This window comes from Frigidibacter sp. SD6-1 (genome assembly GCF_030143255.1).
GTDB lineage: Bacteria > Pseudomonadota > Alphaproteobacteria > Rhodobacterales > Rhodobacteraceae > TMP-24.
In genome coordinates this window covers 1-21,708 of sequence record NZ_JARJNR010000013.1, presented here as the reverse complement: position 1 = coordinate 21,708, position 21,708 = coordinate 1, and the positions used below count along the sequence as shown (strand labels likewise).

Here is a 21,708-nt window from a genome sequence, read left to right as displayed (position 1 = left end):
AATCCTTGAAAGGGGACAGCGGAACGTAGGATGGGCAATATTGCCCATCCTACGGGGTCGGAGTGCGGTCACTCCTCTACCTCCGCATCCAGGAGTTCCATGTTGAGGCCGAGGCCCCTGACTTCCTTGACGAGAACGTTGAACGATTCCGGCACGCCGGCCTCGAAATTGTCCTCGCCCTTGACGATCGCCTCGTAGACCTTGGTCCGGCCCGCCACGTCGTCCGACTTGACGGTGAGCATTTCCTGCAGCGTGTAGGCGGCGCCGTAGGCTTCGAGTGCCCAGACCTCCATCTCGCCGAAGCGCTGGCCACCGAACTGCGCCTTACCACCGAGCGGCTGCTGGGTGACGAGCGAGTAGGGGCCGGTCGAACGGGCGTGGATCTTGTCGTCGACAAGGTGGTGGAGCTTCAGAAGGTACTTGACGCCCACGGTGACCTTGCGCTGGAACTTCTCGCCCGTGCGGCCGTCGAAGAGATCCGACTGGCCGGAGAGGTCGAAGCCCGCGCGCTTCAGCGCATCGTTCACGTCCGCTTCCTTGGCGCCGTCGAAGACCGGGGTCGCGAGCGGCACGCCGCGGCGCACGGTTTCGGCGCGATCCACGAGGTCTTCATCGGCGAGCGCGCCGAAGCCTTCCTCGTAGGCGTCATCGCCATAGCCGTGACGCAGCGCGTCCTTGACCGGCGTCAGGTCGCCAGACCGGCGATAGTCCTGCAGCGCGTCGTCGATCCTGAGCCCGAGGCCGCGCGAGGCCCAGCCCATGTGGGTTTCGAGGATCTGCCCGACGTTCATCCGCGACGGCACGCCCAAGGGGTTCAGCACCATGTCGACGGGGGTGCCGTCACCGAGGAAGGGCATGTCCTCCATCGGAACGACCTTCGACACGACACCCTTGTTGCCGTGACGGCCGGCCATCTTGTCGCCCGGCTGCAGCTTGCGCTTCACCGCGACGAAGACCTTGACCATCTTCATCACGCCCGGAGGCAGGTCGTCGCCGCGACGGACTTTCTCGACCTTGTCCTCGAACCGGTGCTCGAGCGCGCGCTTCTGCGCCTCGAACTGGGCGTTGAGCGCCTCGACGTTCTGGGCGTCCTGCTCTTCGCCGAGGGCAAGCTGCCACCACTGGCCGCGCGAGAGGCTTTCCAGCAGGTCGGCGTCGATCACGGCGCCCGCCTTGATGCCTTTCGGGCCCTTGACGGCGGTCTTGCCGAGGATCATCGACTTCAGGCGCGCGTAGATGTTGCGCTCGAGGATCGCCTGTTCGTCGTCGCGGTCGCGCGCCAGACGTTCGACTTCCTCACGCTCGATCTGCAGCGCGCGTTCGTCCTTGTCCACGCCATGACGGTTGAAGACGCGCACTTCCACGACCGTGCCGAAATCGCCCGGCGGCAGCCTGAGCGAGGTGTCGCGCACGTCCGATGCCTTTTCGCCGAAGATGGCGCGGAGCAGTTTTTCTTCCGGCGTCATCGGGCTTTCGCCCTTCGGGGTGATCTTGCCCACCAGAATGTCGCCCGGCCCCACTTCGGCGCCGATATAGACGATGCCCGCCTCGTCGAGGTTGCGCAGCGCCTCCTCGCCGACGTTCGGGATGTCGCGGGTGATCTCTTCCGGCCCGAGCTTGGTGTCGCGGGCGGCGACCTCATGTTCCTCGATATGGATCGAGGTGAAGACGTCGTCGCGCACGATCCGTTCGGAAATCAGGATCGAGTCTTCGTAGTTGTAGCCGTTCCAGGGCATGAAGGCGACGATGACGTTCTTGCCAAGCGCCAGTTCCCCCATGTCGGTGGACGGGCCGTCGGCGATCACCTCGTTCTTCGTGACCTTGTCGCCCACCTTAACCAGAGGCTTCTGGTTGATGCAGGTCGACTGGTTCGAACGCTGGAACTTGCGCAGGCGGTAGATGTCGACGCCGGCGTCGCCAAGCTCCAGATCCTCGGTCGCGCGGATAACGATACGGGTCGCGTCGACCTGGTCGATCACGCCGCCACGGCGGGCCATGATGGCGGCGCCGGAATCCTGGGCCACCACGGCCTCGATCCCGGTGCCGACGAAGGGCGCGTCCGCCTGCAGAAGCGGAACCGCCTGACGCTGCATGTTCGAGCCCATCAGCGCGCGGTTGGCGTCATCGTTTTCCAGGAACGGGATGAGCGAGGCCGCGACCGAGACGAGCTGTTTCGGCGAGACGTCGATCAGATCCACCTGTTCGCGGGGCGCGAGCGTGTATTCGCCCGACTGACGGGTCGAGACGAGCTCGTTCACGAACTGGCCCTGGGCGTCGAGGTCGGCGTTGGCCTGCGCCACGGTATGGCGCATTTCTTCGGTCGCCGACATGTATTGCACGTCGTCGGAAACCTTGCCGTTCGTGACCTTGCGATAGGGGGTCTCGATGAAGCCGTACTTGTTCACGCGGGCAAAGGTGGCGAGCGAGTTGATCAGGCCGATATTCGGGCCTTCCGGCGTCTCGATCGGGCACATCCGGCCATAATGGGTCGGGTGAACGTCGCGCACCTCGAAGCCTGCGCGTTCGCGGGTCAGACCGCCCGGCCCGAGCGCCGAGAGGCGGCGCTTGTGGGTGACTTCCGACAGCGGGTTGGTCTGGTCCATGAACTGCGAAAGCTGCGAGGAGCCGAAGAATTCGCGCACCGCCGCTGCCGCCGGTTTGGCGTTGATCAGGTCCTGCGGCATGACCGTGTCGATCTCGACCGAGGACATGCGTTCCTTGATCGCGCGTTCCATGCGCAGAAGGCCGACGCGATACTGGTTTTCCATCAGCTCGCCCACCGAACGCACCCGGCGGTTGCCGAGATGGTCGATGTCGTCGATCTCGCCCTTGCCGTCGCGCAGTTCCACCAGTGCCTTGACGCAGGCTATGATGTCGTCGCGGTCGAGCGTGCGCTGGGTATCGGGCTTGCCGAGGTCGAGGCGCATGTTCATCTTCACCCGGCCGACGGCCGAGAGGTCATAACGCTCCTTGTCGAAGAAGAGCGTGTCGAAGAGCGCCGAGGCCGCTTCGACGGTCGGCGGCTCGCCCGGGCGCATGACGCGGTAGATGTCCATGAGCGCGCCATCGCGGCCCATGTTCTTGTCCGCCGCCATCGTGTTGCGGATGTAGGGGCCGACATTGATATTGTCGATGTCGAGAACCGGGATCGTGGAGATGCCGTTGTCGAGAAGCACCTTCAGCGTGCCGCCCGAAACCTCGCCGTCCTTGTCGAGCGTCTGGGTGATCTCGTCCCCTGCCTCGACGTAGATGGCGCCGGTATCCTCGTTGATGATGTCCTTGGCGACATAGCGGCCGAGGATATGGTCGTAAGGCACCAGAAGTTCGGTGATCTTGCCGTCTTCGACCCATTTCTTGACCATGCGCGGCGTGACCTTGTCACCGGCCTTGCAGATCACTTCGCCGGTGGCGGCATCCACCAGATCGTAGGTCGGACGGGTGCCGCGCACGCGTTCGGGGAAGAAGCGCGTGACCCAGCCCTTGTTCTTCACCAGCTTGAATTCGACCGTGTTGTAATAGGCATCCATGATGCCTTCCTGGTCGAGGCCGAGCGCATAGAGAAGCGTCGTCACCGGCAGTTTCCGGCGGCGGTCGATGCGGGCGAAGACGATGTCCTTGGCGTCAAACTCGAAATCGAGCCAGGAGCCGCGGTAGGGAATGATCCGGCAGGCGAAGAGCAGCTTGCCCGAGGAATGGGTCTTGCCCTTGTCATGGTCGAAGAAGACGCCGGGCGAACGGTGCATCTGGGACACGATGACGCGTTCGGTGCCGTTGACGATGAAGGTGCCGTTGGGCGTCATGAGCGGCATGTCGCCCATGTAGACGTCCTGTTCCTTGATGTCCTTCACGGACTTGGCGCCGGTGGTTTCGTCCACATCAAAGACGATCAGGCGCAGCGTCACCTTCAAGGGCGCCGAATAGGTCATGTCGCGGGTCTGGCATTCCTCGACGTCGTATTTCGGCTTTTCCAGCTCGTATTTCACGAATTCGAGGATCGCGTTCTCGTTGAAGTCCTTGATCGGGAAGACCGACTGGAAAACGCCCTGAATCCCCTCGCCATCCGCGGCCTTCGGGCCATCGCCCGAGCGCAGGAAGAGGTCGTAGGAGGATTTCTGAACCTCGATGAGGTTCGGCATTTCCAGAACTTCGCGGATCTTGCCGTAATAGCGGCGGATACGCTTCTGGCCAACGGTCGCTTGCGACATGCTCGTCGTTACCTTTCGTCTTTTTCGCGGGTGCGTCTGCCGTCGGGGTCACGGAGGCGCGCCGCATGCGAACGGGCGGATCGGCTCAATTCATGCCCCCCGTCCCAAAGGGGGGCTCCCGAGCCTTTGATCCGGCCTTGGAAGGGGCGGGCGCGGGCACGCCCCTTCCAAGACGGGATCGGCTGGACCCGCATTCCTGCGGGCCCAGCCTGAAAATCTGGGTGGGGCGAGGCCCCGGCCCGGATTACTTGAGCTCGACCTTGGCGCCAGCCGCTTCGAGCTTCTTCTTGATGTCCTCGGCTTCTGCCTTCGGAGCACCTTCCTTGACCTTGCCGCCGGCTTCCACGAGGTCCTTGGCTTCTTTCAGGCCAAGACCGGTGATGCCGCGCACTTCCTTGATCACGTTGATCTTGTTCGCGCCGGCGTCGGTCAGGACGACGTCGAAGTCGGTCTTTTCCTCAGCCGCTTCAGCAGCGCCAGCCGCCGGACCGGCAGCCATCATGACCGCGCCGCCAGCGGCGGGCTCGATGCCGTACTTGTCCTTGAGGATGGTTTTCAGTTCCTGTGCCTGAAGAAGGGTCAGACCGACGATTTCTTCGGCGAGTTTGTTCAGATCAGCCATTTCTCTGTTCCGTTCCTATATTGGGTTCCAACGTCAGGGTAACAACCCCACGAAGGCATGTGTTGCTCAGGCCGCAGCGCGTTCCTCAATGGTCTTGAGGATGCCCGCGATGTTCGAAGCAGGTGCGCCAATCGCGCCGGCGATGTTGGAAGCAGGCGCCCCGATGCACGACACGATCTGAGCGATGAGCTCTTCACGCGACGGCATGGCGGCGACGGCTTTGACACCGGCCGGATCGAGGGCCGCGCTGCCCATGGCACCGCCAAGGATCACGAACTTGTCGTTCGCCTTGGCGTACTTCTCCGCAACCTTCGCCGCAGCGACGGGGTCTTCGGAGTAAGCCAGCACGGTCATGCCCGTAAGAAGTGTGCCGATGCTTGCGCAGGGCTTGTCCTCAAGGGCGATCTTGGCGAGCCTGTTCTTGGCGACGCGGACAGACCCGCCGACGGAACGCATTTCCGCCCGCAGATCCTGCATCTGAGCAACCGTCATGCCTTCGTAGCGGGCAACCACCACAACGCCAGAGCTTTCGAAGATCTGGCCGAGTTCCTCGACCACTTTCTCTTTTTGGGCTCTATCCACGGTTTCACTCCAAGTATGGGGGTTTCCCCCCGGCTCTCATTTCCCCGGCCGGGTGGCCGGGGGTCGGGTCCGGATGGTCCCGAGGCCAGGATCGCCCGAGGCGTATGCCCCGTTTGAATCTCGTCTCGTTTCCCATCTCAGGAAGGACTTAACGACCCGGTTCAGGCCCGGGTCCGCCCTCCGTCTCGGACAGGACGGGGCGTCTGCGCCCCGTCATTCCCGGCGAACCGGGAATTTCGCCGTAGGATGGGCAATATTGCCCATCCTACGAAATCAATGCGCCGTCGCCGAAGCGAGGTCGAGCGACACGCCCGGACCCATCGTGGACGACAGCGACACCTTCTTGAGGTAGGTGCCCTTGGCGCCCGAGGGCTTGGCCTTCGACACCGCATCGACGAAGGCGCGGATGTTCTGGGCGAGTTTCGCCTCGTCGAACGACACCTTGCCGACGCCGGCGTGGATCACGCCCGCCTTCTCGACCTTGAACTGCACTTCGCCGCCCTTGGCGCCCTCGACGGCCGCTTTCACGTCCATCGTCACGGTGCCGACCTTGGGGTTCGGCATCAGGTTGCGGGGCCCGAGGATCTTGCCCAGACGGCCGACGAGCGGCATCATGTCGGGGGTGGCGATGCAGCGGTCGAACTCGATCTTGCCGGACTGGATCGTCTCCATCAGGTCTTCGGCGCCGACGATATCCGCGCCAGCGGCCTTGGCCTCGTCGGCCTTGCCGCCACGGGCGAAGACGGCGACGCGGACGGTCTTGCCGGTGCCGTTCGGCAGGGCGACGACGCCGCGGACCATCTGGTCGGCATGACGGGGATCGACGCCGAGGTTCATCGCGATTTCGACGGTTTCGTCGAATTTCGCCGAAGCGGCACCCTTGATCAGTTTGACGGCATCCTCGACCGAGAGGTTCGACTTGCCTTCGAAGGCGGCATTGGCCGCTTTGATACGCTTACCAAGCTTGGCCATGACTTACCCCTTCACCTCGATGCCGCAGGACTTGGCCGAGCCGAGGATGATCTTCATCGCGGCTTCGACGTCGTTCGCGGACAGGTCCTTCATCTTGGCTTCGGCGATCTGGCGCACCTGGGCGGCGGTCACGGTGCCCGCGACGGTGCGGCCCGGCTTTTCCGACCCTTTGGGGCGGTTGCGCTTGCCCACCGGCTTCAGGCCGGCGGCCTTCTTCAGGTAGTAGGAGGCCGGGGCGGTCTTCATCTCGAACGAGAAGGACTTGTCGGCATAATAGGTGATCACGGTCGGGACGGGCGAGCCCGGTTCCATTTCCTGCGTCTTGGCGTTGAACGCCTTGCAGAATTCCATGATGTTGATGCCGCGCTGACCCAGCGCGGGACCGATCGGCGGCGAGGGGTTGGCTTGCCCCGCCTTCACTTGCAGCTTGAGCTGCCCAACGACTTTCTTGGCCATCTGGCCTTCTCCTTTGTCACACGCCCTGTATCAGGGCCTTGCTTAGTGGTCCGGCCGAGGCCCCGGATCGGGTCCGGGGCTGGCCTCCCACGACCTCACGTCAGGCGCCTTTCGACACCTGGGTGAATTCCAGTTCCACGGGCGTCGGGCGCCCGAAGATCGAGACGGTGACCTTGAGGCGGCTGTGCGCCTCGTCCACTTCCTCGACCATGCCCGAGAAGCCTTCGAACGGGCCGTCGGACACTTTGACATTCTCGCCGATCTCGAACCGGATCAGGTTGCGCGGCTGTTCGGTGTTTTCCTGGGCCCGCTTAAGGATCCCGTTCACCTCGCCATCGCGCATCGGCATCGGCTTGCCCTGGGGGCCAAGGAAGCCGGTGACCCGGTTGATCGAGGTGATCAGGTGGTAGCCCCGGTCGCTCATGTCCATGTGGACGAGAACATAGCCGGGCATGAAACGGCGCTCGGACGTCACCTTCTTGCCGCGACGGACCTCGATGACCTCTTCGGTCGGCACGAGAACCTCGTCGATCTCTTCCTCAAGGCCCTTCTCGGCCACGGCATGCTTGATCTGTTCGGCGACTTTCTTCTCGAAGTTCGAGAGTACGCTCACCGAATACCACCGCTTCGCCATCTGCCCCAGACCTCGCTCGACCGACGATCTTCCGCCGGATTATTCCAATCAATTCAGCGGGTTAACCCGCCACTGCCCCGAACAAAAACAGCGCGCATGCCGAATCGCTGCGCGCCGGTTCCGGGAAAGTCCTGCTCCTCTAGCGGCTAAGTCGCTGGAATTCAAGCCGCCGAAAGCCTTTCCCTCGCCGGGCGCTTATCCCGCCATCCCGAGGATCGCCCGCAAGCCGCCCTGGATGACCAGATCGACCAGGAAGAAGAAGACCGAGGTGATCGCCGCCATGATGAAGACCATGATGGTGGTGGTCACCACTTCGCGCCGGGTCGGCCAGACGACCTTGGCCACTTCGGTGCGCACCTGCTGGAGGAACAGAAGGGGATTGGCCATGTCTATCCGTCTTTCTCGTAGTTTTCGCGACCCGAGGGCAGATACGCCCGCCGCGCGGCGAATTCAAGCCCGGGCTTTATGCGCCGCGAGGGCCGCCCGGATGCTTGCCATTCTCCGGCGAAGCGGATTAGCTCGCCCGGCCGATCTCACTTCCGGGCTGCGGCGCTTTCCTTATCGGGTGTCTCATGGCGGTTTCCGACAATCTGCGCGGCGCGGCACTGATGTGCGCGGCGATGGTCGCCTTCACGGTCAACGATACGTTTATGAAGGCCGCGACGGTCGACCTGCCGGTCCTGCAGGCGATCGCGATGCGCGGGGTTGTTACGTCGCTCTTTCTTCTGGCCATCGCCTGGCGGGCGGGCGCCTTCGCGACTTGGCCCGGCAGAACGGATCGTTTCTGGCTGGCAATGCGGACCCTGGGCGAGGTTCTGGGGACGCTTACCTTCCTTTTTGCACTGAAGCACATGCCCATCGCCAACCTGTCGGCGATCCTGCAATCGCTGCCGCTTGCCGTGACGCTGGCGGCGGCCGTCTTTCTTGGCACACCGGTCGGTTGGCGGCGGCTGACGGCGATCCTGATCGGCTTTGCGGGCGTGATGATGATCATCCGGCCCGGGACCGAGGCCTTCGACCGCTGGTCTTTGCTCGGTGTGGTCTCGGTCGCCTGCGTCGTCCTGCGCGATATCTCGACCCGGAAACTCTCGGCGTCCGTGCCGTCGCCGCTTGTCGCCCTTGCTGCAGCGGTCTCGGTCGGGCTCAGCGCCGGGCTTGCGTTGCCCTTCACCGGTATCGTGCCGGTATCGGCCGTTCAGGCCGCTCAGGTCGCGGGCGCGGCAGCCTTCCTGATCGTGGGCTATCTGACGGTGGTGATGACGATGCGCGTGGGCGATATCTCGGTCATCGCGCCTTTCCGCTATGTCTCGCTTGTCGCGGCGATCGGGCTTGGCTGGGCGGTCTTCGGCCAGTTTCCCGACCGCTGGACACTTGCCGGGTCAGCCATTGTCGTCGCGACCGGCATTTATGCGTTCCTGCGCGAGCGGCGGCTGGTGCAGCGGGCGCAGGCGCCTGTATGACCTTGCGACAGGCCGGACCGAAGCTGCCGGAGGTGGATCTTCCTGTCCAGCGCTGCCGCGAGACGGCCGCCTGAAACCGACGCTGCAGGGCTGGCGCGCCGGCGACCGGGGCCGGACGGTGCGGCGGCCCGCCCCGCAACCCCGTCACCAGGCAATTGGATGGCCATCCCAGGTCTGAAAGCTGCCGCTCGCCGAATGGTCTGCTTCGGAAATGCGTTCGATCAGCCCGCGCGCGGCCTTGGCCGCGTCGATTTCCGCGTCCGGCCCGCCCATGTCGGTGCGTATCCATCCCGGGTGCAGCAGAAGAACCTTGAGGTCCGGATGGTCGAAGGCGAGTTTTCGCGCCCCCATGTTCAGGGCCGCTTTCGATTGCCGGTAGGCGTAGTCTCCGTCCGGGTCGAGACCTTCGGCCATCGACCCGGCGCGCGAAGAGATCATTGCGACCGTGCGTTGGTGCCCCGCCATCAGATTGGGCAAGAGCGCACGGGTCAGAAGCAGGGGCCCCAGCGCATTCACCCTCATGACCCGGGTAAAGTCGTCGGTGTTCAGGTCCCCCAGCCCGCCGGTCGCGCCCCGGATCGCGGCATTGTGGATGACGACCTCCACCGGCAGCGCGCCGAGCGCCGCCGGAAAGGCGGCAATGGCATCGGCGTCGGCAAGGTCGAGCGGCAGCCAGCGGATGTTGCCATCAGCCACCTTCGACGGATGATCGGGCAAGCTGCGACAGGCGGCGATCACCCGGGCGCCGGAGGCGGCGTAGCGGCGAACCAGTTCGAGGCCGAGCCCCCTGTTGGCGCCGGTCACGACGACGGCCGACATCGGTCAGCGCCCGTTTCGGGCGATTTGCCCGAAGATCTCGCCCGAATATTTCAGCCGCCGATCCAGGGTTCTCCGATCGACATGCGCGAGGCCGAATTGCGCTGAATGGCCATAGGCCCATTCGAAATTGTCGATGAGGGTCCAGGCGAAATAGCCCTTCACCGGCACGCCGGACGCAAGGGCTTTCGACACCTGCTCAAGATGATCGACGATATATTCCGCCCGGGCAGGGTCAAAGACCCGTCCGTCCGCCCCGGGCCTCTCGGCCAGCGTCGCCAGCCCGTTCTCGGTGATGAATATCTGCTGGGGTGCATAGTCGCGATGCACATATTCGAGCGCTTCCCTGATGCATTGCGGCCAGATTTCCCAGTTCAGCGCCGAATAGCGGCCCGGCGGGTTCGTCCGCGCGAAGTTGAGCGGCGGCAGGTCGCTGCCCGCGCCGATCACCGAGCGGCGATAGACATTCATGCCCAGATAGTCGAGCGGCTGGGCGATCGTCGCGTTATCTTCGGGCCGGATGTCGGGCAGAAGCCCTGCGCAAAGCTTGAGAATGTCTTCGGGGTAGCTGCCTTTGAACACCGCGTCGAGGTACCAGCGGTTTTGTACACCCTCGAAGCGCCTGGCGGCAGCCATGTCCGTGCTCGCATCCGTCGCCGCGTGAACGACGTTGAAGTCGAGAACGATGCCCACGTCCGATCCCGGGGCCGCGCCACGTATCCGCGGCACCGCGAGGCCGTGCGCCAGCAGCGCATGGTGGCTGGCCGCAAGACCGCCCCTGACACCGTCGGCGAACCCCGGCGCGTCTTCGCCACAAGCGTGACCGCTCCACGCGAAGGTCCAGGGTTCGTTGAGCGTTGTCCAGTGTTTCACCCGGTCGCCCAGAACCGCGACCGCAAGCTCGGCGTAGTCGGCGAACCGGTGGGCGGTTTCCCGGTCATACCAGCCGCCGCTGTCCTGAAGCTCTTGCGGCAGGTCCCAGTGGTAGAGGGTGACAAAGGGCTCGATCCCGTCGCGGAGAAGCGCGTCGATCAGCCGGTCGTAATAGCCGATGCCCTTGGCATTCATCTTGCCGCGACCGTCCGGCTGCATGCGCGGCCAGCTGAGCGAGAAGCGGTAGCTGCCAAGACCCATCTCTCGCAGAAGGGCGATGTCGTCTGGCCAGCGGTGGTAACTGTCACAGGCCACGTCGCCGGAGGAACCGTCGTTGATCACGCCGGGCCGGCGCGTGAAACGGTCCCAGATGCTTTCGCCCTTGCCATCGGCATCCATGCCGCCCTCGATCTGATAGGATGATGTCGCGGCGCCGAACCGGAAGCTTGCCGGGAAATGCAGCGCGGCAGCGCGTTCTTCCAGAGACTGAACCGACTTGGCGTTGTTCGACATCGCCTTTTCCTCTCGTTACGCTGGACTTTCCGTTGCTGGCGCAGCCATAGCGAAGAATAAAAACGTTTTTATTGCTTTGTCGCGACAAGTCAAGCGGCCCGTACGGCTGCCACCTCGCCGAACAGCGATTGTGGGTGCTGCGGTCTTGGGTTGACTATCTCAAGCGGCAGATACCGAAGGTCCTGCCGCTTGTGACGTCGTCAGCCACGCGGTGACAGGCCTTAGGTCTTGACTCGACCTCGCGATGCCATAAAAACGTTTTTATGAAGAGCTGGAGCCAATGGTCAGGAGCGGGGCAACCATGACCGCCCAACGGTCGCATCGCGCGTCAGAGGGTGTGCGCCCGACCGTGAAGACGCTCGCCGAAGTGACCGGCTATTCCATTGCCACTGTCTCCAAGGCACTGAACGACTCGCCGGTGGTCACCGAAGACACCAAGGAGCGCATCCGCGAAGCGGCAAGGCAGATCGGCTATTCGGTCAATCCGCGCGCCGCCTCGCTGCGCACCGGCAAGACCTTTCACGCGGCCGTTCTCATGCCGATATCGGTCGCCGAGGGCCACGAATGGAACGGTGTTGAATATGCCGAGATACTCAGCGGCATCAGCCAGGCGCTTGAGGGCTCGCCCTACCAGCTGTCGATCCATCCGATCCGCGATGCCGCCGAGGGTGTGAAGGCCGCCGAAGCGATCGTCAGGCGCGGCCTGGCCGACGGCATCGCCTTTTCCGGCGTTCTCCAGAACGACCCGCGCATCGAATTTCTGAGCGATGCCGATTTTCCGTTCGTCGCGATGGGTCGCTGCGACACTCCGAAAGACTATGCCTTCGTCGATATCGACAGCCACTGGCTTACCCTCGACGCGACACGTCGGCTGATTGCCGGAGGACACCGTCGCATAGCGCTGATCAACCCCATACCCAGCCTGGCCTATGCACAGAGCCGCATCGCGGGCTTTCGTGCCGCATTCGCCGAAGCAGACCTGCCGGACTGCGACGACCTTATCGCCGAGGGCGATCTGACGGCGCGCTTCGGCCGCGACAGCGTGCAGCGGTTGTGTGGCGGGGCCTCGCCACCGACCGGCTTCGTCTGCGTGAACGAGGCAACGACACTGGGCGTGCTTGCGGGGCTGCGTGACCTTGGTCTTTCGGCCGGGCGCGACGTTTCCGTGATCGCTTATGACGACCTGAACGTGTCGGAATATCTCGCCCCACCCCTCACCACCTATTTCCAACCGGTCGAGGACCTCGGCCGTACACTGGGCGACTTTCTTCTCCGCCGCATGGCGGGGGAGCTGCCGTCGGACCTCCAGAAGGTCTTCCGGCCAATACTGATCCCGCGCCAGCCCGACCGGCTGGCCGAAGCGGGGCATTCCACACAACAGAGGAGAATGAAATGAAGACCATCATGCTGGCCGCGGCCATCGCCGCCTTCGGATTTTCCGCCAATGCCGCCGACCTGGGCGGCGCCCATCTGAAGGTCGGTTCCGACACGACCTATCCGCCAATGGAAACCGTCGATCCCGCGACCGGGCAGATCGTCGGCTTCGACGTGGATGTCGTGAATGCAATCTGCGAGCGCATCAACTGCACGGCCGAATTCGTGACGACCGCCTGGGACGGCATTTTCGGGGCGCTTCAGCAGGGCGAATTCGACCTCGTCGCTTCTGGCGTCTCGATCACGGACGAGCGCAAGCAGACGATGGATTTCTCTGAACCCTACATCATCGTAAGTCAGGCGGTGCTTGTCCGGGTCGAGGACGAGGGGCTGACGCTTGACGACATCAAATCCTCCGGCCGCAAGCTTGCCGCGCAGACGGCGACGACGAATGCCCAGCTGGCCGAAGAGCTTGTCGGCCGCGACAACGTCGCGCTTTACGATACGTTCGTGGGCGCGGTCGTGGCGCTGCAGAACGGCGATGTCGCGGGCGTGGTGATCGACGGCACCTCGGCCGCAGCCTACGAGAAGGAGTTTGCCGGCAGTCTCATCGTCGGGATCAAGGGACTGCAGTCGGATCCGCTCGGCCTCGTCTTCCGCAAGGGCGACGAGAATGTGGCGGCCTTCAACGAAGGGCTCGCCGCGATCCAGGCGGATGGCACGCTCGACGCGCTCGTCGCGAAATACTGGACGACCGACTGACAGCCGCCTCGGGCGCGCGAGCGCCCGCCGGGCCGTGCGCGATTGCCGCGCGCGGCCCCTCTTTCCTGAAAGATATGGACCGCCATGCACCGGCTCGCTCGCATCCGACCCAGCAATCTTGTCATCCTGACGATGCTGCCGTTCATTCTGTACCTCTTCACGATGGTGCCGAATTACAAACGGTCGATCACGGCGATCCTCGGGGTCGAGCAGGGGGCCCCTGTCCTTCTGCGCGACTGGTTGCTGATCATGGCGGTGCTGGTGCTGGGCATCGTCTGGCCGGTCCTGAGGCTGCGTGGCGCAATCGAACAGGGGCGCAACCGTACCCTGGCCTTCGCAGCGCTTCTCGGCAGCGCCATTCTGGCGGTCGCGCTGGCGGCCTTCGGCGATCTGACTGCGCTTGCTTCCTCGATCGTGGCCAATGCGCTCGATCCGGTGACGTCGGACATGGTGGTCAAATCGGCCACCCCGCGCCAGCTGACGCCGGAAGCGGCGGCCTATGTCGCCGCAGAGTTCGGCAAGGGTCTCTGGCTCTATTCAGGCCTGACCGTGGTCCTTTCGCTGGCGGGCCTCAGTGAACTGCGCACCGCCAAGGGCCGGACCATGGCCGGTCGCTGGGCGTCGCTGGCGCTTCTGGCACTCAATGTCGCTGGGCTGGCCTACCTTCTGCTCGCCGCGCATCTCGGCTTTGCCTCAGGGCTATTCACCACGCTTCGCGCGGGCATCTTCGCCTATCTGCTGGCGGGCAGCCTTGGTCTGATCTGGGCGGGGCTTCTGTTCCTTCGCCCCTCGAAGATGACCACCCGTATCTGGGGGGCGGCCTGCGCCGCTGCAATTCTCGTGGCCGCCATTCTCTGGAACCTGCCGCACGAGCGCTTTGTTCTTGTAGGCTCGCTCGACAAGCGGGTGGCGATCGTCAAGGGAACGCCGAAGGCTCTGGTCGATGCCATCCGCTTTGCGGAGTTCGACCCGACGCTTGACCGCGAGATAGGGCTTCGCAGCAGCGCATCCAACGAGAATGCCTTGAAGGCGCTGGCGGACGGCAGCCAGGTTTCGGCCGCGCTCATACCGGCGGAACTCGCCCCCGAGGGTCAGCCGATCCTGTGGCAGACCAGCCAGCTGCCCGACCGTTACCGGGTTCCCGCGCTTCTGCTGTTCGTCGGCGGGCTGCTCATCGGCCTTCTTACCTTCTCTGCTCATCAGCACGGCCGCCACCCGCTCTCTGTCAGTGCCGAGTTCTTCATCGACACGGTGCGCGGCATTCCGATGCTGGTCATCATCCTCTTCGTCGGCCTGCCGTTCGCCGGTGCGCTGAAGGATATCTCGGGCGGGGCCATCGAAATGCCGAACGTCCTCAGGGGGGTCATTGCCATCGCAATTGGATATTCCGCCTATCTGGCGGAGATTTTCCGGGCGGGCATCGAGGCCGTGCCTGCCGGGCAGATCGAGGCCGCCCGCTCGCTCGGCCTCAACAATTACAAGGTCGCGCGGCTGGTGGTGCTGCCGCAGGCCCTGAAGATCGTGATCCCGCCGCTTGGCAACGAATTCATCGCGATCCTGAAGGACACGTCGCTTCTGTCGATCCTCTCGGTCCGGGATGTGACGCAGCGCATGCGGGAGTTCCAGTCGGCAAGCTTCCTGCCCTTCGCACCGTTCAACTCTGCCGCGATCCTTTACGTGATCCTGACGCTTGGAGCCGCTAGTCTGATTTCAAGCATCGAGAGGCGGCACGATACCAAACGGCGCTAGCTAGACCCGAAGTTCAGGGCGCGCCGCATTTACAATCAAGGGGGGCTCTTGTAGCACGGAGCCGAATTCCAAAGCTGGACGCAGGCCCGATGGTCGCCCTTTCAATCGTCATTCCCGCCAAGAACGAGGCCGGAAACCTGCCCGCGCTTCTGGACGGCATCGGGGCTGCCTGCGCGGGCGTGCAGCATGAGGTGATCGTCGTCGATGACGGGTCGACCGACGACAGCATCGCAATGCTGACCGCGCGGATGGCGGGGCAGGGCAACCTGAGGCTCTTGCGCCACGACCGGTCCGGCGGGCAGAGCGCTGCGGTCCATTCCGGGGTCAGGGCGGCGCGCGGGCCGGTCATCTGCACGCTCGACGCCGACGGGCAGAACCCGCCGGACAATCTGCCGAACCTTTTCGCGCCGCTCTTCGCGGACGGATCGGATGCGGTCGGCCTTGTTGCCGGGCAGCGGGTCGGGCGGCGCGATACATTGTCGAAACGCTGGGCGTCCAAGTTCGCCAACTGGCTGCGGTCGCGGATGCTGAAGGACGGCACGCGCGATACCGGCTGCGGGCTGAAGGCCTTCCGGCGCGACGCTTTTCTGGCGCTTCCCTATTTCGACCACATGCACCGCTACCTGCCCGCGCTCTTTTCCCGCGACGGCTGGGAGGTGCGCCATGTCGACGTGACCCACCAGGCGCGGGGCGCGGGTCGGTCGAACTACAACAATCTGCAGCGCGGCCTTGTCGGCGCGGTCGACCTTTTCGGCGTGATGTGGCTCATCCGTCGCAAGAAGAAGGCGCGCGCGACAGAAGTCGCCGGAAAATAGGAGAGCGGCCTTGGAAAAACTCATGGCGCTCATGCATGTCGACAACCGGGCGGAACTGCTCTGGGTCGCATTCGGGCTTTTCGGCCAGCTGATGTTCACCGGGCGGTTCCTCGTTCAGTGGATCGCGTCGGAAAAGGCCAAGCGCTCGGTCGTGCCGGTGATGTTCTGGTACTTCTCGCTCGCGGGCGGGGTGATCCTTCTCAGCTACGCGATCTATCGAAAGGACCCCGTCTTCATCCTCGGCCAGTCGCTCGGGGTCTTCATCTATCTGCGGAACCTGTGGCTGATCCGCCAGTCGGGAGAGGCCGCGTGAAGCAGGTCCGGGGCTGGCTTGGCCCGGCACTGTTCTTTGTCGTCGGGGTGACCTGTGCGCGGCTCATGCTGCTGGCCTTCAACCGTACCGATCTGTTTGTCGACGAAAGCCAGTATTGGCTCTGGGGCCAGAACCTCGACTTTGGCTATTACTCCAAGCCGCCGCTCATTGGCTGGCTGATCCGCGCGGTGACCGACCTTGCGGGCAGCGACAGTGCGTTCTGGGTGCGGATGCCGGGCGCGGTGCTGCACGCCGCGACGGCACTATTGCTTGGCGTCGCGGCGGAGCGGCTGGCGGGCGGGCGCGCCGCTTTCTGGACCGCAGTCAGCTACGCAACCCTGCCGTTTGTTGCCGTCGGCTCGCTTCTCATCTCCACCGACACGGTGATGGCACCCTTCTATGCGCTTGCCCTTCTTGCCTGGCTCAGGCTGATGGACAGCCGGGCGCCCGGCTGGGCTCTGGTCGCCGGGGCGGCGATCGGCATGGCTTTCCTCGCCAAATATGCGGCGATCTACTTCCTTCTCGGTGCCGCGCTCGCGGCCGCGCTGACGCGCGAGGGGCGGATCGGCTGGAAAAATTCACTCCTGCTTCTCTGCGCGTTCGGGCTGGTGATTTCGCCGAACGTGATCTGGAACCTCACTCATGATCTGACGACGGTCAGCCACACGATGGACAATGTCGGCTGGGTGCGGAGCGAGGCACCCGCCTCGTCCCTCAATCCCGCTGGACTTGCCGAATTCTTCTTCAGCCAGTTTGCGGTCTTCGGGCCGGTTCTCTTCGCCGCGCTCCTCGTTGCTTATGCGTCCGGCTGGCGCGCGGGCGGAACCGAGAGGGCGCTGGTTCTCGCCTCTCTGCCGCCGCTTCTGGTGGTGTCGGTGCAGGCCTTGATGGAAAAGGCCTATGCCAACTGGGCACTGGCCGCCTATTTCGCGGGATGTCTTCTGGTCGTGCCCTACCTTGTGCGTCGGCGGCCTCGACTGCTGCGCGCGTCCATCGCGGTCAATGGGGCGATTGCCATCCTGCTTCCGCTGCTGACCACGCTGGCGCCCTGGCCAGAGAGGGACGGCGCGCCGCTTCTGCAACGCTATCTCGGCCGGGCGGATCTGAGCCGCGAGATCATCGCGGCGGCGCGGGCAGCGGGCGTGGGCCTGATCTATGCCGACGATCGCGACATATTGGCCGACCTCTTCTACAGCGGCGCGGGGCAGGGGCTTGCCATCGCCGCGCCGCGTCCGGCTGGACGGCCGCGCAACTATTATGAGCAGACCTATCCGCTGCCGCAGGGTCATGGGCGGATGCTCGCAGTGCTTGCGGCTGCGCCGGTCTGCGATGGCGGCGTGCTGGCGCCCTTACGCGACTTCGACCTTTCGGGTGGCGCCTACGCCAAGCGGACGTTGGCGGCCTATCTGGTGCCCGAGGGGTGCCTGCGATGAACCACGCGAGCCGGAAAAGATGGCTGGGCCTGCTTGCCGCACTGGTTCTCGCGGCGCTGGTCTTTACGCTCTGGCCCGGGCTGGACCTCTGGTTCACCGGGCTTTTCCATGCGCCCGGCGCGGGCTTCCCGCTCGCGCGCAGCGCAATGCTCGAAGCCGCCCGGAATGCGGTCTGGGACCTGTCAATCGCGCTCTGGCTCCTGTCGCTTGTCGGGCTCGTGCTGGCGGTGTTTGGCCGACGCCTCGCCGGGGTCGGCGCGCGGGTCTGGGGGTTTGTCTTCACCCTCTATCTTCTCGGGCCGGGGCTGCTGGTCAACGGGCTTCTGAAGCAACACTGGGGCAGGGCGCGCCCTGCCGATGTGACCGAATTCGGCGGCGCGCTGCATTTCACGCCCGCGCTGATTCCCTCCGACCAGTGCAGTTCCAATTGTTCCTTCGTTTCGGGCGAGGGATCGGCGGCCGTCGTTCTGGGGATCGCGCTTCTGACGTTGCGTCCGGCGCTTGCCGGACGGCTGCCCGGCTGGGCGCTTCGACCGTGGGGCGCGGCGGCCGTTCTGTTGCCAGTCGCCGCGCTATTGCAGAGAATTGCGACCGGCCGCCATTTTCTGTCGGATTCGGTCTTTGCCGCCCTTTTCGTGTGCCTTCTGGCGCTGGTCCTCGGCGCGCTGATCCTGCAGCGCGATGCCCGCCGCAGCTAGGCGCCGAAGCTACCCTGCAGGCTCCGGGGGTCTTGTTGACATCCCCCGCGACTCCTCCTATACGGCGCGCACCTGACCGGGGGCGAAGTGTGCCTGCGGACGGGGATCAGAATTGAAGTGGTCACGATCCGGGCCAAAAGCCTCGATCCTCTGGAATTCCACCGCGTCGCCCCCGCGAAGGGGACGAATGCGGTTTTGGTGTTTTGCGGACGCGCAGGGCACGACATGACGAAAGCCCCCGGAAAACGGCGTGGACGCGCGCACGTTGAACGGGTTGCAACATAGGGCGAGATTAATGCCGACGATCCAACAGCTGATCCGCAAGCCGCGGGAAGCGAATGCAAGAAAGTCCAAGTCGCAGCACTTGGAAAGCTGCCCGCAGAAGCGCGGTGTCTGCACCCGGGTCTACACCACGACCCCGAAGAAGCCGAACTCCGCTATGCGTAAGGTGGCCAAGGTTCGTCTGACGAACGGCTTCGAAGTCATCAGCTACATCCCCGGCGAAAAGCACAACCTTCAGGAACACTCCGTTGTCCTGATCCGTGGCGGCCGGGTGAAAGACCTTCCGGGCGTCCGTTACCACATCCTGCGCGGTGTCCTCGATACCCAGGGTGTCAAAGATCGTCGTCAGCGTCGTTCGAAGTACGGCGCCAAGCGTCCGAAATAAGGAGAGAGCGCCATGTCGCGTCGTCACGCCGCTGAAAAGCGCGAAATTCTGCCCGATGCCAAGTACGGCGACCGGGTTCTGACCAAGTTCATGAACAACCTGATGGTCGACGGCAAGAAATCTGTCGCCGAGACGATCGTCTATTCGGCGCTGACCCGCGTCGAGGGCAAGCTGAAGCGCCCGCCGGTGGATGCGTTCCACGAGGCGCTCGAGAATGTGAAGCCTTCGCTCGAGGTCCGTTCGCGCCGCGTTGGTGGTGCGACCTACCAGGTCCCGGTCGAGGTTCGCCCCGAGCGCCGCGAGGCGCTGGCGATCCGCTGGCTGATCACGGCCGCCAAGAACCGCAACGAGAACACGATGGAAGAGCGCCTCGCGGGCGAGCTTCTCGACGCCGTGAACTCGCGCGGCTCGGCCGTGAAGAAACGCGAAGACACCCACAAGATGGCCGACGCCAACAAGGCGTTCAGCCATTACCGCTGGTAATCCGGCCAGCCGAGGACAGATAAAATGGCACGCGAATTTCCGCTGAATCTCTACCGTAACTTCGGGATCATGGCCCACATCGACGCGGGCAAGACCACGACGACGGAACGGATCCTCTACTACACCGGCAAGTCCCACAAGATCGGCGAGGTGCATGACGGCGCCGCGACGATGGACTGGATGGAGCAGGAGCAGGAGCGTGGCATCACGATCACCTCGGCTGCCACCACCACCTTCTGGGAACGGACCGAAGACGGCAAGACCGCCCTTTCGCCGAAGCACCGCTTCAACATCATCGACACCCCCGGCCACGTCGACTTCACCATCGAGGTCGAGCGTTCGCTTGCTGTTCTCGACGGCGCGGTCTGCCTTCTCGATGCCAACGCCGGTGTCGAGCCGCAGACCGAAACCGTCTGGCGCCAGGCCGACCGCTACAAGGTGCCGCGCATCGTGTTCGTCAACAAGATGGACAAGATCGGTGCCGACTTCTTCAAATGCGTGAAGATGATCAAGGACCGCACCGGTGCGACCCCTGCCCCGATCGCCCTGCCGATCGGCGCCGAGGACAAGCTCGAGGGCATCATCGACCTCGTGACCATGCAGGAATGGGTCTACCAGGGCGAAGACCTTGGCGCCTCCTGGGTCATCCAGGACATCCGTGACAGCCTGAAGGCCGAAGCCGAGGAATGGCGCGGCAAGCTCATCGAACTCGCGGTCGAGCAGGACGATGACGCGATGATGGCCTACCTCGAAGGCGAGGAGCCCGATGTCGAGACGCTGCGCAAGCTGATCCGGAAGGGCACGCTTGCCATGGCCTTCGTTCCGGTCACTGCCGGGTCCGCGTTCAAGAACAAGGGCGTGCAGCCGGTTCTGAACTCGGTCATCGACTATCTGCCCTCGCCCTTGGACGTGCCCGCCTACATGGGCTTCGCCCCGGGCGACGAGACGGAAGAGCGCAACATTCCGCGTTCGGCCGACGACAAGCAGCCCTTCGCTGGCCTTGCGTTCAAGATCATGAACGACCCGTTCGTGGGCTCGCTCACCTTTACCCGGGTCTATTCGGGCGTCCTGAAGAAGGGCGACCAGATGGTCAACTCCACCAAGGGCCGCAAGGAACGCGTGGGCCGGATGATGATGATGCACGCCATCAACCGCGAGGAAATCGACGAAGCCTTCGCGGGCGACATCATAGCGCTGGCGGGTCTGAAGGAAACCACCACGGGCGACACGCTGTGCGATCCGTCGAACCAGGTGGTCCTTGAAACCATGACCTTCCCCGAGCCGGTGATCGAGATTGCCGTCGAGCCGAAGTCGAAGGCCGACCAGGAGAAGATGGGCCTCGCCCTCGCTCGTCTGGCCGCCGAAGACCCTTCCTTCCGCGTCGAGACCGATCTGGAATCGGGCCAGACGATCATGAAGGGCATGGGCGAACTTCACCTCGACATCCTCGTCGACCGGATGAAGCGTGAATTCAAGGTCGAAGCGAACATCGGTGCGCCGCAGGTGGCCTACCGCGAGACCATCTCGCGTGAAGCCGAGATCGACTATACCCACAAGAAGCAGACCGGCGGTACGGGCCAGTTCGCCCGCGTCAAGCTGGTCATCACTCCGGTCGAACCGGGTGTGGGCTATTCGTTCGAATCGAAGATCGTCGGCGGTGCTGTTCCGAAGGAATATATCCCCGGCGTCGAAAAGGGCATCAAGTCGGTGATGGATTCCGGTCCGCTCGCGGGCTTCCCGGTGATCGACTTCAAGGTCGCGCTGATCGACGGTGCGTTCCACGATGTCGACTCCTCGGTCCTCGCCTTCGAAATCGCCTCGCGGGCCGCGATGCGCGATGGTCTGAAGAAGGCCGGCGCGAAGCTCCTCGAGCCGATCATGAAGGTCGAGGTGGTGACCCCGGAAGAATATACCGGCGGCATCATCGGCGACCTGACCTCGCGCCGGGGCATGGTGCAGGGGCAGGACACCCGCGGCAACGCCAACGTGATCAACGCTTTCGTGCCGCTTGCCAACATGTTTGGCTATATCAACAACCTGCGCTCGATGTCCTCGGGCCGGGCCGTCTTCACCATGATCTTCGATCACTATGAAGCCGTACCGCAGAACATCTCGGACGAGATCCAGAAGAAATACGCATAAGCGGGATGGGCGGATCGCCCATCCTACCATCCCGTAGGATGGGCGATCCGCCCATCCCCACCGAAACAGGAGGCCACTATGGCAAAGGCAAAGTTTGAACGGAACAAACCGCACGTTAACGTTGGCACGATCGGGCACG

At 64.0% G+C, this 21,708-nt stretch carries 20 protein-coding genes; 11 read left to right on the top strand and 9 right to left on the bottom strand.

The genetic code is table 11. The annotated features are described in order from the left end of the window. Positions 1-68 precede the first annotated feature (68 nt). The 7 genes from rpoB to secE all read right to left on the bottom strand — a co-directional run bounded on the left by rpoB (position 69) and on the right by secE (position 7,864). Positions 69-4,205 carry a DNA-directed RNA polymerase subunit beta gene (gene rpoB / locus P0645_RS17855; protein ID WP_284165904.1) on the bottom strand — a complete coding sequence of 1,379 codons (4,137 nt, stop codon included), beginning with the start codon at positions 4,203-4,205 and terminating at the stop codon, positions 69-71. Between the two features lie 244 nt (positions 4,206-4,449). Further along, complete coding sequence (rplL, locus tag P0645_RS17850) at positions 4,450-4,827, bottom strand: 50S ribosomal protein L7/L12 (RefSeq protein ID WP_267634524.1); 378 nt, start codon at positions 4,825-4,827, stop codon at positions 4,450-4,452. Positions 4,828-4,893: 66 nt separating this feature from the next. Beyond that, on the bottom strand, positions 4,894-5,409 hold the full coding sequence (gene rplJ / locus P0645_RS17845; protein ID WP_284165903.1) for a 50S ribosomal protein L10: 516 nt from the start codon (positions 5,407-5,409) through the stop codon (positions 4,894-4,896). A gap of 273 nt (positions 5,410-5,682) precedes the next feature. Continuing rightward, positions 5,683-6,381, bottom strand: coding sequence for a 50S ribosomal protein L1 (gene rplA / locus P0645_RS17840; RefSeq protein WP_267634526.1), 699 nt, complete (start codon positions 6,379-6,381; stop codon positions 5,683-5,685). A gap of 3 nt (positions 6,382-6,384) precedes the next feature. Next, a complete protein-coding gene (gene rplK / locus P0645_RS17835; protein WP_284165902.1) occupies positions 6,385-6,837 on the bottom strand; it encodes a 50S ribosomal protein L11 in 453 nt (150 codons plus the stop codon). Positions 6,838-6,937: 100 nt separating this feature from the next. Continuing rightward, positions 6,938-7,471: a transcription termination/antitermination protein NusG gene (nusG, locus tag P0645_RS17830; protein ID WP_284165901.1), complete on the bottom strand. Its 534-nt coding sequence runs from the start codon at positions 7,469-7,471 to the stop codon at positions 6,938-6,940. 195 nt (positions 7,472-7,666) lie between these two features. Next, positions 7,667-7,864: a preprotein translocase subunit SecE gene (secE, locus tag P0645_RS17825; RefSeq protein WP_284165937.1), complete on the bottom strand. Its 198-nt coding sequence runs from the start codon at positions 7,862-7,864 to the stop codon at positions 7,667-7,669. Positions 7,865-8,043: 179 nt separating this feature from the next. On the opposite strand from secE, the gene P0645_RS17820 reads away from it, so the two are divergent. After that, entirely contained in the window at positions 8,044-8,931 is an 888-nt protein-coding gene (locus tag P0645_RS17820) for a DMT family transporter (RefSeq protein WP_284165900.1), read from the top strand. A gap of 144 nt (positions 8,932-9,075) precedes the next feature. On the opposite strand, the gene P0645_RS17815 is transcribed toward P0645_RS17820, so the two are convergent. Next, positions 9,076-9,750 (bottom strand): SDR family oxidoreductase, encoded by a 675-nt coding sequence (locus P0645_RS17815; protein ID WP_284165899.1) that lies wholly within the window; start codon positions 9,748-9,750, stop codon positions 9,076-9,078. A gap of 3 nt (positions 9,751-9,753) precedes the next feature. Then, entirely contained in the window at positions 9,754-11,133 is a 1,380-nt protein-coding gene (locus P0645_RS17810; RefSeq protein ID WP_284165898.1) for a GH1 family beta-glucosidase, read from the bottom strand. A 301-nt stretch (positions 11,134-11,434) separates the two neighbouring features. Between P0645_RS17810 and P0645_RS17805 the strand changes: the two genes are divergently transcribed. The 10 genes from P0645_RS17805 to fusA all read left to right on the top strand — a co-directional run bounded on the left by P0645_RS17805 (position 11,435) and on the right by fusA (position 21,569). Beyond that, complete coding sequence (locus P0645_RS17805; protein WP_284165897.1) at positions 11,435-12,529, top strand: LacI family DNA-binding transcriptional regulator; 1,095 nt, start codon at positions 11,435-11,437, stop codon at positions 12,527-12,529. After that, complete coding sequence (locus P0645_RS17800; RefSeq protein WP_284165896.1) at positions 12,526-13,269, top strand: basic amino acid ABC transporter substrate-binding protein; 744 nt, start codon at positions 12,526-12,528, stop codon at positions 13,267-13,269. Before P0645_RS17805 ends, P0645_RS17800 begins: the two co-directional genes overlap by 4 nt. A gap of 84 nt (positions 13,270-13,353) precedes the next feature. Beyond that, the gene (locus P0645_RS17795; RefSeq protein ID WP_284165895.1) at positions 13,354-15,018 is read left to right on the top strand and encodes an amino acid ABC transporter permease; all 1,665 of its coding nucleotides are present in this window, start codon (positions 13,354-13,356) and stop codon (positions 15,016-15,018) included. Positions 15,019-15,107: 89 nt separating this feature from the next. After that, positions 15,108-15,833, top strand: coding sequence for a glycosyltransferase family 2 protein (locus tag P0645_RS17790; protein WP_284165894.1), 726 nt, complete (start codon positions 15,108-15,110; stop codon positions 15,831-15,833). A 22-nt stretch (positions 15,834-15,855) separates the two neighbouring features. Continuing rightward, positions 15,856-16,146, top strand: a complete 291-nt coding sequence (locus P0645_RS17785; RefSeq protein WP_502855253.1) for a lipid-A-disaccharide synthase N-terminal domain-containing protein — start codon at positions 15,856-15,858, stop codon at positions 16,144-16,146. Further along, positions 16,143-17,579, top strand: a complete 1,437-nt coding sequence (locus tag P0645_RS17780; RefSeq protein ID WP_284165893.1) for an ArnT family glycosyltransferase — start codon at positions 16,143-16,145, stop codon at positions 17,577-17,579. Before P0645_RS17785 ends, P0645_RS17780 begins: the two co-directional genes overlap by 4 nt. Then, positions 17,576-18,277, top strand: a complete 702-nt coding sequence (locus P0645_RS17775) for a phosphatase PAP2 family protein (protein WP_284165892.1) — start codon at positions 17,576-17,578, stop codon at positions 18,275-18,277. The genes P0645_RS17780 and P0645_RS17775 overlap by 4 nt, the downstream gene beginning before the upstream one ends. 295 nt (positions 18,278-18,572) lie before the next feature. Beyond that, positions 18,573-18,944 (top strand): 30S ribosomal protein S12, encoded by a 372-nt coding sequence (rpsL, locus tag P0645_RS17770; RefSeq protein WP_107674699.1) that lies wholly within the window; start codon positions 18,573-18,575, stop codon positions 18,942-18,944. 12 nt (positions 18,945-18,956) lie between these two features. Beyond that, positions 18,957-19,427 carry a 30S ribosomal protein S7 gene (gene rpsG, locus P0645_RS17765; protein ID WP_267634534.1) on the top strand — a complete coding sequence of 157 codons (471 nt, stop codon included), beginning with the start codon at positions 18,957-18,959 and terminating at the stop codon, positions 19,425-19,427. A gap of 24 nt (positions 19,428-19,451) precedes the next feature. Next, positions 19,452-21,569, top strand: coding sequence for an elongation factor G (gene fusA / locus P0645_RS17760; RefSeq protein ID WP_284165891.1), 2,118 nt, complete (start codon positions 19,452-19,454; stop codon positions 21,567-21,569). The last annotated feature ends 139 nt before the right edge of the window (positions 21,570-21,708 follow it).